The sequence below is a fragment of the Rhodococcus sp. NPDC059969 genome (assembly GCF_042738325.1).
Lineage (GTDB): Bacteria > Actinomycetota > Actinomycetes > Mycobacteriales > Mycobacteriaceae > Rhodococcus_F.
On record NZ_JBHWUF010000016.1, the window covers coordinates 78,467 to 90,925 of the forward strand.

General features: G+C 64.0%; 9 protein-coding genes. 4 read left to right on the forward strand and 5 right to left on the reverse strand.

The features are described 5' to 3' along the window. Nucleotides 1-128 precede the first annotated feature (128 nt). Together ACFWAD_RS28630 and ACFWAD_RS28635 are read right to left on the reverse strand one after the other, a co-directional pair. Entirely contained in the window at nucleotides 129-1,886 is a 1,758-nt protein-coding gene (locus ACFWAD_RS28630) for an Ig-like domain-containing protein (protein ID WP_378549956.1), read from the reverse strand. 51 nt (nucleotides 1,887-1,937) lie between these two features. Continuing rightward, nucleotides 1,938-3,707 carry an Ig-like domain-containing protein gene (locus ACFWAD_RS28635; protein ID WP_378549959.1) on the reverse strand — a complete coding sequence of 590 codons (1,770 nt, stop codon included), beginning with the start codon at nucleotides 3,705-3,707 and terminating at the stop codon, nucleotides 1,938-1,940. Between the two features lie 367 nt (nucleotides 3,708-4,074). On the opposite strand from ACFWAD_RS28635, the gene guaA reads away from it, so the two are divergent. After that, the gene (guaA, locus tag ACFWAD_RS28640) at nucleotides 4,075-5,646 is read left to right on the forward strand and encodes a glutamine-hydrolyzing GMP synthase (RefSeq protein ID WP_020969072.1); all 1,572 of its coding nucleotides are present in this window, start codon (nucleotides 4,075-4,077) and stop codon (nucleotides 5,644-5,646) included. Nucleotides 5,647-5,701: 55 nt separating this feature from the next. Here guaA and ACFWAD_RS28645 read toward each other — a convergent pair whose 3' ends face one another. Then, complete coding sequence (locus ACFWAD_RS28645) at nucleotides 5,702-5,935, reverse strand: hypothetical protein (RefSeq protein WP_378534403.1); 234 nt, start codon at nucleotides 5,933-5,935, stop codon at nucleotides 5,702-5,704. After that, nucleotides 5,932-7,326, reverse strand: coding sequence for a PspC domain-containing protein (locus ACFWAD_RS28650; RefSeq protein ID WP_378549962.1), 1,395 nt, complete (start codon nucleotides 7,324-7,326; stop codon nucleotides 5,932-5,934). The genes ACFWAD_RS28645 and ACFWAD_RS28650 overlap by 4 nt, the downstream gene beginning before the upstream one ends. A gap of 236 nt (nucleotides 7,327-7,562) precedes the next feature. Here ACFWAD_RS28650 and ACFWAD_RS28655 point away from each other — a divergent pair, with 236 nt between their 5' ends. The 3 genes from ACFWAD_RS28655 to ACFWAD_RS28665 are packed head-to-tail and all read left to right on the forward strand — an operon-like array spanning nucleotide 7,563 to nucleotide 11,003. Continuing rightward, complete coding sequence (locus ACFWAD_RS28655; RefSeq protein WP_378534594.1) at nucleotides 7,563-8,843, forward strand: PspC domain-containing protein; 1,281 nt, start codon at nucleotides 7,563-7,565, stop codon at nucleotides 8,841-8,843. Further along, nucleotides 8,840-9,499 (forward strand): response regulator transcription factor, encoded by a 660-nt coding sequence (locus tag ACFWAD_RS28660; protein WP_003940972.1) that lies wholly within the window; start codon nucleotides 8,840-8,842, stop codon nucleotides 9,497-9,499. Before ACFWAD_RS28655 ends, ACFWAD_RS28660 begins: the two co-directional genes overlap by 4 nt. Nucleotides 9,500-9,548: 49 nt before the next feature. After that, on the forward strand, nucleotides 9,549-11,003 hold the full coding sequence (locus tag ACFWAD_RS28665) for an MFS transporter (RefSeq protein WP_378549965.1): 1,455 nt from the start codon (nucleotides 9,549-9,551) through the stop codon (nucleotides 11,001-11,003). On the opposite strand, the gene ACFWAD_RS28670 is transcribed toward ACFWAD_RS28665, so the two are convergent. Further along, nucleotides 11,000-12,208, reverse strand: a complete 1,209-nt coding sequence (locus ACFWAD_RS28670; RefSeq protein WP_378549968.1) for an MFS transporter — start codon at nucleotides 12,206-12,208, stop codon at nucleotides 11,000-11,002. The genes ACFWAD_RS28665 and ACFWAD_RS28670 overlap by 4 nt on opposite strands. Between the last annotated feature and the right edge of the window lie 251 nt (nucleotides 12,209-12,459).

The following is a 12,459-nucleotide window of genomic DNA, read 5'->3' on the forward strand; positions in this document are numbered from 1 at the left end:
TCTCTCCCGGGCCGCTTAGCGTGGCCCCGTTTGGCGGCGGCCCCTTGCGCCGTAATTTGACCACCACACATATTTGGGGGGTGTTTGTCCTTTTATCCCCCCCCACGCCCCATCTCTGTTTCAGGGTGTCAGCCTCCTAGCGACCCGAACAGGGTGCCGAGGTCGAGGCTGCCGGTCCCGCCTCCGGGTCCACCGTCCGTATCACCGGGGACGGTCAGGGTCTGCGGCGCAGATGCGGAGGACGTGTAGCCCGAAGCGCCCACGAATTCTGCAGTGACACTGTAAGTCCCGGAGTTGTAGAACGTCGCCGGCACCGTCGCGACACCGTTGACCACGTCGACCGGTCCGCCGATGAGGGTGTCACCGACCTTGAACTGGACCTTGCCCGTGGCGCCGGCCGGATCGATCGTTGCCTTGAGCGTCACGGGGGTGTTCTTCTGGACGGTTCCGACGGCGTCGAGAACCGTGGTCGTTTCGACGTCAGCCGGAGCCGGTGTCGTGACGCTGACCGGGAATGCCGGGGCAGCGGAAGGCGCGAATCCTGGTGAACCCGTGAACTTCGCGACAATCTTGTGCGTTCCGGTCGAGGTGAAGGTATACGGAGCGATGGCAACTCCGTCGGTTCCGACCGTGGCACTGACCGTTTCGGTGCCGTCGACGATGAAGTCGACGGTGCCGCCGGTACCCTGCGGATCGACCTTGGCAGTGAGGTTCACGTCCTGACCGACCTTCGCGGTCGACGGCGAAACCGTGGCAGTGGTGGTCACGGCGTCAGGCGGTGCGTCCGTCGTGACTGTCACGATCTTGGCCGACGCCGAAGTCGACGCCAGGAATCCGGGTGCGCCGCTGTAGCTTGCGGTGATGGAGTGTGGCCCGTCCTCGGTGAAGGTCGGGGAGATGCTGGCCGATCCAGCCGTTACCGGCACTGCGTCCTCGAGTGGGTTGTCGCCGTCGAAGAACTGGACGGTTCCGCCGGTTGCGCCGCCACTGATGTTGGCTGACAGTGTGACGGGCGTTCCGTTCTTGGCGTTGGCCGGTCCGACGACCGTGGTGGTGGTTGCCTTGTCCGCCTCGATGATCCGCGTCGTGGCGAGGGGGCCTGCGCCGCTGTTGAGCGGACCGTTCTCGGCGTCACGCGGGGTGCATCGCGTGGGTGCCCAGGCGGTGATGACCAGGGTGGCCTTGGGGAGGAACGTGAGGAAGTTGCGATCGTTGTTCCACGCTCCCGCGCTGCCGCCGGTGCGTACCTTCATCGCGACGTCCCCTGAATCGCCGGCCTTGAGAACTGCCTTGACCTGGGGGAGCTGGAACTGCGTGTAGCCGTCGGCATTGTTGGAACCGTCGACGTTCTTGCCGGTCGCCTTGACGACGATTCCGCCCTCGGAGCTGGTGCTCGAACTCGGGCTGTTTCCGATGACCTGGTTGTTTCCGGAAAGGCGCAGAATCGTTCCGTTGGGATCGACGTTGCCGTTCTCGTTGACGCGCAGGATGTTCGGCGCGACACCGCTGAGCCCTGCCGAAGTTCCGGGAACGATGGTGGCTTCCACCAAGGTGGCGTTCGCGGGAACGTCGACGTCGACCTTGATACGGGAGACGTTCTGGACGGTCGCCCCCGAAGCGGAGCCGGGGAAGGCGATGGGGCCCGGTTGGATGGTGACCTCGAAGGTTTCACCGGCACCGATTGATTCCGGTGCGTCGACGATGACCGAGCCGGACTGGGATTGCGTGGTCGGCCCGGCGACAGCGGACGGGGTTGCGAGGCAACTCGTTCCGAAGGTTGTTGTCACCGGCGCTGCTGATGCGGGGATTCCCGCGAGGATGACGCCACTGGCTAGTGCCGTGACGGCGATCGGCGCCGCGATGCGGCGTCTGGAATGCACGAACATGGATTCTCCTGAGTTCGGTACGGGAGTGGTGTCCAAGGCTGATGTGGGGGATTAGCTTCCGAAGAGCGGGATGAGGCCGCTGAGCGAACCGGTGTCCACGCTTCCGGTGCCGCCGCCGTCGGTCGGTGCGGTGCCGACCTGCACGACCGTCGGGCCGGAGACGGAGTTCTTCCAACCGGCGTCGCCGACGAAGTTGGCAGTGAGACCGAAGGTTCCCTCGTCGTCGAAGGTGTGCGTGAGCGTCGCGACGCCGTTGACGACGGCAACGGGTGCGCCGATGGGCGTCGTGCCGGACTTGAACTGGATCATTCCGTTTGCTGTTCCGGGTGCGACGGTGGCCTTGAGCTGCAATGCTTTTCCGACCAGAGCCGAGCCGCTGACGGTCAGAGACGTCGTGGTGTCGGCGCGAGCGGGTTCGGGATCGGTCACGTTCACCGTGAACGACGTGGACGTGGAGCCGATGAATCCGGTTCCGCCGGAGAACTCTGCCGTCACGGCTGCAGCGCCCGCTGATGCGAAGGTGTGCGGGAGGATCGCGACGCCGTCACCCGTGCCGACCGGTGCGGTACCGACCTCGGCGCCGTCGACCTTGAACGTCACGGTTCCGCTGCTTGGGATGGGGGAGACGGTGGCCGAGAGGTTGGTCGGTTCACCGACAACAGCGGTGAGTGGTTCGACAACTGTGGTCGTGGTTCCCCAGTCGGGATCGCTGACGTCGAGTTGGGTTGCGGCGGAGACGGAATCGCCGTAGCCGGCCTCGCCGGTGAACACTGCGGTGAAGCTGTGGGTGCCCGAAGCGTCGTAGCTGCGGGTCAGGGAAGCCGTTCCGTTGGCCACAGCCACCGGTGCGCCGAGGTTGGTGTCACCGTCTTTGAACTGCACTGTGCCCACGGCGTTTGCCGGTGTGACGACGGCGCTCACGGTGATGCTGTCGCCGACCAACGCGGCGTTCGGGGCCGAAATCGTAGTGGTGGTGTCCGCGGAGACGTCGACGGTCTGGACTCCGGAGGTCGAGCTGTGGAATCCCGAACCGGCGTTGTACGCGGCGGTGATGTCGTGGGCGCCGACGCTGTCGAAGGTGTGGGAGAGGGTGGCACTACCGCCCGAAACCGGGACCGGTGAGCCGATGTCGTTTCCGCCGTCCTTGAACTGGACGGTTCCGGTCGCGTTGGACGGCGCAACCGTTGCGGTCAGGTCGACCGGTGTGCCGACCTTCGCCGTTGCCGGTGCAACCAGTGTGGTTCCGGTGGCGACCGACGGGTCGACTACCTGGACGTTGACGTTGATCGGGTTGAGGCCCTGCTGTGTGCTGAAGGCGTTGACGTCGAAGAGCATGCCGCTGTCGTACGTCCCGAAGGCTGTTCCGACGGGGACCGTGTAGGTCGCCTCGAGCGTGACGGGTTGGTTCTTCTTGACGACGAATCCACCGACCAGGAAGGTGCAGCCGCTCGAGCACTTCGCTGAGACTCCGCCATCTGATTCGTTGCTGATCGTCGCCCGGTTGGTCACACCCAGGTAGGTGGCCTTGGCGCTGCCCGGCACGAGGACGAATCCTGCGGGCGGGATGTCACGGATCTTTGCGATCGACCGTTCGATGCCGCTTTCGTTGTGCTTGATCTCGGTCTTGTACGTGACGGTGTCGCCTGGGTGAACTGCCGCGTTCCCGATGACACTCTTCGTGAAGATCAGATTGTCGGTCGTGCCGGTGAAGGTGGTCGGCGGGGCTTCGTCAGCAGTGGCCGGCGTGCCGAGGACTAGAAGTCCGGCGGCTGCCGTCACAGCCGCGACAGGTATGGCGAGTCGTCGTATGAATCGACGCACAGGTCCTCCTCGAGGTGAGCGCCGTTCGGCGGCGCCGGCCGTTTGCGATCGTGATCCTGATCACTTGACGGGCGAGATTACCTTTACTGGACGTTTGGTTCAGGCGAATCGGTCAAACGTCCAGAAAATTCACCCTTCGTCCATTTCGGGCCCTGGCCTGCGATGATGCCGCTAATTTGATTGCCGAAGCTAAGGTGCGGGTGATTGGGGCGTCGTTGACCTGGACGGTGGTCTAGATCAGTGCGAGGTCGCTGCGCAGTTCTGAGGGTCGGCCTTTGTAGTGACGTAGCTCGCGCTCGTTCGGCCGAGGAGCGGGCTGAGTCCATGCATGCGCAGAAGCGCTGGCTGCGGCGATTAGACTGCACCTGTGGCAGATATCGAGCAGCAGAGACCAGTTCTTGTCGTCGACTTCGGGGCGCAGTACGCGCAGTTGATCGCACGGCGAGTTCGCGAAGCCAAGGTCTACTCGGAGGTGATTCCGCACACCACGACCGTCGAGGAGATCGTGGCCAAGAACCCCTTGGCTGTTGTGCTCTCGGGTGGGCCCTCGAGTGTCTACGCAGACGGTGCTCCCAAGCTCGATCCCGCACTGTTCGATCACGACATTCCGGTTTTCGGAATCTGCTACGGATTCCAGGCAATGGCAGGTGCCCTTGGCGGCACCGTAGCCGAGACCGGTACCCGCGAATACGGCCGTACCGACATCGCGGTATCCGGCGGATTGCTCCACGACGGTCTTCCCGCGACGCAGCCGGTATGGATGAGCCACGGCGACGCCGTCACCGAAGCGCCTTCCGGCTTCGAGGTGACCGCGACCAGCGATGGCGCTCCCGTCGCAGCGTTCGAGGACCGCGCCCGCAAGCTCGCAGGCGTGCAGTACCATCCCGAGGTTCTGCATTCACCGCACGGTCAGCAGGTCCTGAGCCGCTTCCTGCACGAGATTGCCGGTATTCCGGCAGCGTGGACCGCGTCCAACATCGCCGATGCGCTGATCGAGCAGGTTCGCGAGCAGGTCGGAGACGGACACGCCATCTGCGGTCTGTCCGGTGGCGTCGACTCCGCCGTCGCTGCGGCTTTGGTCCAGCGCGCAATCGGCGACCGGTTGACATGCGTCTTCGTCGATCACGGTTTGATGCGAGCCGGTGAGCGCACGCAGGTCGAGCAGGATTTTGTCGCGGCAACCGGCGCTCGTCTGATCACCGTGGATGCCGCGGACACCTTCATCGGTGAGCTGGCCGGCGTCACCGATCCCGAGACCAAGCGCAAGATCATCGGCCGCGAGTTCATCCGCAGCTTCGAAGGCGCAGTCAGTGATGTTCTGGGCGAGAACGCATCTCATGGTGCGACCGTCGACTTCCTCGTCCAGGGCACGCTCTACCCGGACGTCGTGGAGTCCGGCGGCGGCACGGGAACTGCAAACATCAAGAGCCACCACAATGTCGGCGGGCTGCCGGAAGACCTGCAGTTCAAGTTGGTCGAGCCGTTGCGTCTGCTGTTCAAGGACGAGGTCCGTGCAGTGGGCCGCGAACTCGGCCTGCCGGAAGAGATCGTCGGACGCCAGCCGTTCCCCGGTCCCGGACTGGGTATCCGGATCATCGGTGAGGTCACCCGCGATCGCCTCGAGATCCTGCGTCAGGCGGATTCCATTGCGCGCGAAGAGCTTACGTCTGCAGGCCTCGACGGAACGATCTGGCAGTGCCCGGTGGTTCTTCTCGCCGACGTCCGAAGCGTGGGCGTGCAGGGTGACGGCCGGACGTACGGTCATCCGATCGTGCTGCGTCCGGTCTCGAGTGAAGACGCGATGACCGCGGACTGGACGCGTCTGCCGTACGAGACCCTCGAGCGCATCTCGACTCGAATCACCAACGAGGTTGCGGACGTGAACCGCGTAGTCCTCGACGTGACGAGCAAGCCGCCGGGAACTATCGAGTGGGAGTAAAAACAACTGTGCGCCTTTATTAACCCCCCGCGGTTAATAAAGGCGCACAGCAGTTTTACTTGCGGCTTCGTCGATTCGGCAGGATCACCAGCAGTAGTCCCGCCACGACGGCGGCACCGACGAACAGCCAACGGAATTGAATGTTCGCTGCCGGCGCCAGGGAGAACGGCCCGACCAGTGCCCACACACTGACCAACAGTGCGGCCAGTCCTGCGATCAGCAGAAGTGCCGAGGGGCGCTTGGATTCTCGGGTCTCGTCCTGGTCTGTCGTCTCGTCGTACTCGCTCATGATTGCGTCACCTTCAGACTGCCGAACGTGGCTTTGGCGTTGATGGTCAGTGTGGGCGAATCCGGTGTCGCCGCACGGCCCGGGTGTATTCCGCCGTCGAGGCAACCTGATCCGTCACCCATGACGACGGTGCAGCTGTTCTTGACGTTGACGGTTGGTGGCACGATGACGGTGAACTCACCGAACGACGCCGCGACGTCGATGGTCTTGTCCTCGGTGAACTTGACCCCGTTGAGGTCGAGAGTGAAGCTTCCGAAGGCTCCCGAGTACGACGGATCCAGCTCGGATGCTGTTACCGGAGTCCACCTTTGCTCGCCCGAGGCGTCGAACTCGATCGGGTAGACCAACGAGGCCAGCAGTACGAAACCTACGAGTGGTCCGGTGACGACCAACAGGCCGTATCCCTTTCGGAAGAAAGCCCCGAGAATCAGGCCCAGTGCGATGACAGCCAGTCCGACCGCACCGACTCGGCCGGGAGTGAACCAGTCGTTGCCGGTTGCCGCGCCCGCCGCCCCGGTGACGGCAGCGACGATGATCGCGAGTCCGAGCACTGTCAGCGTCCAACGCGAGCGACGCTTACGTGGTGGCAAAGGCAGCAGCGGCGTGGCCTTGACTGCCGGATCCGGAAGATCCCAGGCGAACGGTGCAACGCCGAGTGGATCCCAGGAGGGCGGTGTGATGGCGGCTTCGCCGATCACCTCGGTCGGATTGGTCGTGACCGAAGATCCCGGGTCCTTGGAGAGACTGATCGTCGGATGATCGGCTTGGAATTGCGGTGACTGCTGTGACTGCTCGGCCGGCCGTTCCTCGGGCACGTAGCTGTCGGGAAGTTTGGTGTACGGCGTGTACATGGGCGGCTGATTGGGTGCGAAGTATCCGGGAGTGAACGGCCCGGGCGTGAAACCCGTGCCTGGATACGCGGTACCCGCACCGACGTACGGTGACGTGCTCTGTGGCAGCGCAGGCGGGACCGGCGCTCGTTGGTAAAGCAGCCACAGGCCTCCGACCATCAGAATCAGCCCGATCAGACCGGAACCACCCAGGCCGACGCCGACGGGGCCGACAGTCGTAGCCGCGATGGCGAGAGCCACCAACAAGACGATGGTCTTGGTGCTGGAGTCGGAGCTGTGTCCGCGGCCCATCAACGACTGCGCTGGGGACGATCCGTCACCGGCGCGGGCGAGCACCAACCAGCCGGCGAGGTAGAGAAGGATGCCTGAGCCGCCGAAAATGGTGGAGGCCACGAACGCCACGCGTACCAGAATGGGGTCGATGCCGTACCGGTATCCGATTCCGGCGCATACCCCGGCCACGTGACCTTGTGCCGGCAGACGCACGGGGCGGGTCCGCCACAGATCCTGGATCTGTTCTTGGAAAGTCGGATTGTTCATGAATCAATCCTGGCTTCCGAGGCGGCCTCCGCGCATCAGGGCCAACCCTGATCTTTCTGGTGATCGTGACCAGGGGCAGCGCCCTGATTCAGGGTTGGACCCTGATGTGTGTCTGCGTGGTTCGTGCCAGTATCGACTATGTGCAATATGTGTCAGATCCGCCGTTCGTGAGCGGACCCGCTCCCGGGTTTCCAGGAGGCCCGCCTGTCAACGGGGTACCGGCGCCCGCCGTACCCATGAAGAAGGGTGTGCCCATCCCGGGCGGCGTTCCGCTGCGAAAGTTGGAGCGGCGCTCAGGCGGCCGCATCGTCGCCGGTGTCGCGGGCGGTATCGCCGATCATCTCGGGATCGACGTCCTGAAAGTTCGAGTCGCCTTCGCGATTCTCGCGGCGATGGCCGGGTCCGGCATCGTGATTTACGGCGCCCTCTGGATCTTCACCTCAGCCGGCACGGACACCCAGAAGCCGTCCGCCGCCGAGCGGCAGCGGGCGTACGGATTGATCGCACTCGGTTTGGGCGGTGCTGCGGCGTTGTCGTGGTTGTTCAGTGGCACGGCGGGTTCGGTGCTCGCGCCGTTCTTCGTCGTCGCGATCGGTGCTGCCTTGGTGTGGCGCGAATTCGACTCCGACGGTCCGCGTACCGTCATCGGCTTACCGCAGCGGCCCACCGTCCTCACGTGGGCGCGCGTGGTCGGGGGCGCCACGCTGATCGTCCTGGGTCTTGGCGTCGTCGTCCTGGCGCAGGTCGACCTCGAAGCATTGCGATCGTCCCTGTTGGCTGTGGTGGTCACGCTGATCGGTGTCGGATTGTTGACGGTGCCCTTGTGGCTGCGGATGTGGCGTGCTCTCGGCGCCGAGCGTGCAGCCCGAATTCGCAACGACGAGCGTGAAGAGATTGCGTCGCATCTGCACGACTCCGTGCTTCAGACTTTGGCGCTGATCCAGAAGCAGTCCGACAATCCGCAAGAAGTTGCGCGCCTGGCCCGTGGTCAGGAACGCGAGCTGCGCAAGTGGTTGTTCAGCGGCGGCGATATCGATCACACGAGTTTGACGGAAGGCCTGAAGATCATCGCCGGCGAAGTGGAAGACCAACACGGTGTCACGGTCCGTCCCGTCACGGTCGGCGACGTGCAACTCGAAGGCGAGGGCGTCGAGAACGGTCTGCCCAAGGAGGCGTTCACCGCGCTCCTCGGTGCGACGCGCGAAGCTCTCGTCAACTCCGCAAAGCACTCGGGGGAGAAGGAAATCAATCTGTTCGCCGAGGTCGAGGGCGACCAAGTCAGTGTGTTCGTGCGTGATCGCGGCGTCGGATTCGACGTCAATGCTGTGCCGGAGGATCGTCAGGGGTTGGCCAAGTCGATTCGTGGTCGCATCGAACGTCGAGGTGGCCGGGTGGTGGTTCGGTCCGACATCGGAAAGGGCACGGAGATCCGCGTGCACATGCCGCTTGGTGACTCTGCTCTAAAGTGGGACGAGACTGCTGACCGTGTCGACAACCCCGAGGAACAGCCCCAGTGACTTCGCTTGCGCCGCCCCCGTACCGCGTATTTCTTGTCGACGATCATGCAGTGTTCCGCTCCGGGGTGAGGGCGGAACTCTCGCGCGAAGCAGACATGGACGTCGTCGGTGAGGCCGGCGGCGTCGCGGAGGCAATCGCGGGTATCAACTCGACGAAGCCGCACGTCGTTCTACTCGACGTCCACATGCCCGACGGTGGTGGAGTGGCAGTTCTGCGGGGAATCGATTCCGGTCCGGTGTGCTTGGCGCTCAGCGTTTCCGACGCGGCCGAAGACGTGATCGCGGTGATCCGCGGTGGTGCTCGCGGGTACGTGACCAAGACGATCTCGGGATCCGAACTTGCCGAGGGCGTGCGACGCGTTGCCGGTGGTGACGCAGTGTTCGGGCCGCGCCTGGCAGGCTTCGTACTCGACTCCTTCACCGGACGTTCCAATGCGCCGGAGCCGCAACTCGATCCGGAACTCGACTCGCTGACCCCGCGCGAACTCGAGGTATTGCGCTTGCTGGCACGTGGGTACACCTACCGTGAAATTGCGGAGGACCTGGTGATTTCCGTGAAGACCGTCGAGACTCACGCGTCGAATGTCCTGCGAAAGACTCAGCAGTCCAATCGCAATGCGCTGACGCGTTGGGCACATCGCCGCCAGATCGACTGAGTTTCCGCGCGCTCTTTCGCGATTGCGTGTGAAGGCGCACCATGGACCGATGACGGAACCACTGGCGCTCGCGTCGAGACGTGGGCGTTGGGTTGTCGCCGCTACCGTTCTCGGCTCGAGCATGGCTCTCCTCGACGGCACCGTCGTCAACATTGCTCTGCCGCATATCGGTGAAGAATTAGGTTCCGGTGTCGCCGGACTGCAGTGGACTCTCAGCGGTTACACCTTGGCGTTGGCGTCACTGATCCTGCTCGGGGGAGCCCTCGGAGATCGTTGGGGTCGGCGACGGGTATTCGTGTGGGGGACGGTCTGGTTCGCGGTCGCGTCGTTGCTCTGCGGAATTGCACCTGACATCACGTTTCTGGTGATTGCACGGATCCTGCAGGGCGTGGGGGCGGCGCTGTTGACGCCTGGCAGCCTTGCCATCATCTCCGCGTCACTTCGTGAAGAGGACCGCGGCGCAGCCATCGGATTGTGGTCGGGTTTAGGTGGTGTTGCCGGCGCCATCGGACCGCTTTTCGGTGGTTGGCTGGTGGAAGTGGCGGGGTGGCGGTCGGTGTTCCTCCTCAACATTCCGCTGGCGATCGTCGTGGTGTGGGCAGCGGTGCGCCACGTGCCGGAGAGCCGGGACCCGCATCCACCCGAGCATTTGGATGTGCTCGGATCCGCCTGCGCAGTAGTCGGTCTCGGCGCGCTGACGTACGGGCTGATCGAGGTCAACCCGATAGTCGGGCTGATCGGAGTGATCGCTCTGTGCCTGTTCGTCGTGGTGGAACGACGCTCACCGAGCGCCTTGGTGCCGCCGTCACTGTTCCGCTCGAGGATGTTCGTCGCAGCTAATTTGGTGACACTTGCGGTCTATGCGGCGCTTGGCGGTGTGTTCTTCCTGCTTGTGCTGCAACTGCAATTGGTTGCCGGGTACTCGCCGGTGGCGGCCGGTGTCGCGACCGTGCCGATCACCTTGGCGCTCTTGCTGTTGTCGTCGAGAGCGGGAAGTTACGCCCAGACCCACGGACCACGATTGCCGATGACGGTCGGACCGGCAGTTGCCGCGGTGGGGTTGGTGCTGATGACGCGTATCGGGCCGGAAGCGTCGTACCTGACCGTCGTGTTGCCGGGAGTTCTGGTGTTCGGGCTGGGCCTTGCGGTGATGGTGGCGCCGTTGACTGCCGCGGTGCTCGGCTCGGTGCCGGTGGAGCAGTCGGGAATTGCGTCCGGTGTGAACAATGCCGTTGCCCGCACGAGCCAACTTCTTGCCGTTGCGGCCTTGCCTGCGCTCGTGGGTATCGACGCCGAGAGTCTGGTCGATCCGACGAATTTCTCCGACGGATTCCGGTACGCGATGTACATCTGCGTGGCGCTGCTGTTGGTCGGTGCGGTGATTGCCGCGACGCTGATCCGAACTCCGACAGTAGAGCCTGTTCAGGAAGCGGATTCGGTTGCCTGCAAGCCGCATTGTGATCTGACGGGACCTGCAGTGCAACCGAATCCGATGAGGGACTAGACGCTGATGTCGCGATCTCGGCTGGGCACCAAGGGGATTGCGGCGGCGGGAAACGCTGCGACTATCGCGAAGGCGAGCGGGTAGCCGACCGCGCCGATCAGCGCACCGACCACCGGGCCCACTGCTGACGCGGCGATGAACTGGCCGGTGTTCTGTGCGCCCAACGCTTTTCCTTGCCATTTCGGCCCGGCAGCTTCGGCGACGGATGTGAACGCCAACCCGTTGTCGGCGACGCTGACGGTAGTTGCCAACAGCAGGATCAATGCCGGAACGCCCCATGGCGCTGCGTCGGCTGCTGCCATTGCCAGCATGACCGCAGATGCAGAAACCGCTACCAACCGCAGCGGGCCAACTCTGCTTCCGGCGCGATCACTCCAGAATCCGACAACGATGCGTCCGAGCGCACCCACGAACTGGGAGACCCCGATCAGGAGACCAGCGGGCGCAGCGTCCCATCCTTGCTCGCTGATCAGCCAGACCAGACCGAATGTCGAGAGGGTGAACTGCGGAAACACCAGCAGTGCCGAGACGACGTGAATGCGCCAGAGGAACCAGTTCGAGCGATACGGGTTGACCGATTCGACCGGGATATCTGTGGGCCGCGCCGCCGGTCGCGGGGGATTGATCAATGCGACGGCGCAGATCAGGGCGAGAACGCCGTTGAGAGCTACCGACAATCCGACGGCCGAACCGATTCCGACGTTCGCAGCAAGAGTCGGGATGGTCAGCGACGCAATGGTAACGCCCAGGGGCTGTGACATCTGCCGGATTCCCATCGCGAGGCCGCGCCGGTCCTTGGGAAACCAGCCGACCACAACACGTCCACTGGCGGCGTTGGTGCTCGCCGCAGCCATACCGCCCAGCAGAAATGCGATCCCGAGGAGTGTGTAGTCGTCGGTGGTGGTCGCGGCCAGCGCGGCGATCGCCGTCAGGCCGAGCCCGATGGAGATGACCCATTTCTCGCCGAATCTGTCAGCCATCGCTCCCCACGCCACCAGCGTGAGAACCATACCGAAAGTGGGTGCAGCGGCCAGGGTTCCGGCCTGTGTCAACGAGAGACCGTGCTCGGAATGCAGCAGCGGGATCAGGAAGGCCGGGGTGCTGACGAAGACGGTGCCTGCTGCCTGGGCCGCGACGCCGATTCCGAGCATCGTCCATGCCTTCGGGGAGACGGCCGTCTTTTCCAACCGCGACGCCTGCGTCATGGTGCCCTCCGATTTCTGCGCTGTTCGACGGTGCCCAGGCTACGCGCGCAGTTTCACATGTTGAAACCACAATCCCACTATCTGGTCGGAAGTAGGCGGTGTTGGGGTGCGACGTGTCCACCCCTTTTCGAGCGAACGGTACGACGATCGCCTTGGGGCGGTTTCAACTGGTGGATGCAACGACCGTCTCGTTGAACACTTGTGCGGGTGTTTTCCAGCCTAGTGTTTGACGAGGTCGGTCGTTGAGTTGA

What these genes read in the sequence shown, in the direction of transcription:
- ACFWAD_RS28630 (WP_378549956.1), bottom strand. Translation starts at nt 1,886, where the DNA reads ATGTTCGTGCATTCCAGACGCCGCATCGCGGCGCCGATCGCCGTCACG.
- ACFWAD_RS28645 (WP_378534403.1), bottom strand. Translation starts at nt 5,935, where the DNA reads ATGAGCGAGTACGACGAGACGACAGACCAGGACGAGACCCGAGAATCC.
- ACFWAD_RS28650 (WP_378549962.1), bottom strand. Translation starts at nt 7,326, where the DNA reads ATGAACAATCCGACTTTCCAAGAACAGATCCAGGATCTGTGGCGGACC.
- ACFWAD_RS28655 (WP_378534594.1), top strand. Translation starts at nt 7,563, where the DNA reads ATGAAGAAGGGTGTGCCCATCCCGGGCGGCGTTCCGCTGCGAAAGTTG.
- ACFWAD_RS28665 (WP_378549965.1), top strand. Translation starts at nt 9,549, where the DNA reads ATGACGGAACCACTGGCGCTCGCGTCGAGACGTGGGCGTTGGGTTGTC.
- ACFWAD_RS28670 (WP_378549968.1), bottom strand. Translation starts at nt 12,208, where the DNA reads ATGACGCAGGCGTCGCGGTTGGAAAAGACGGCCGTCTCCCCGAAGGCA.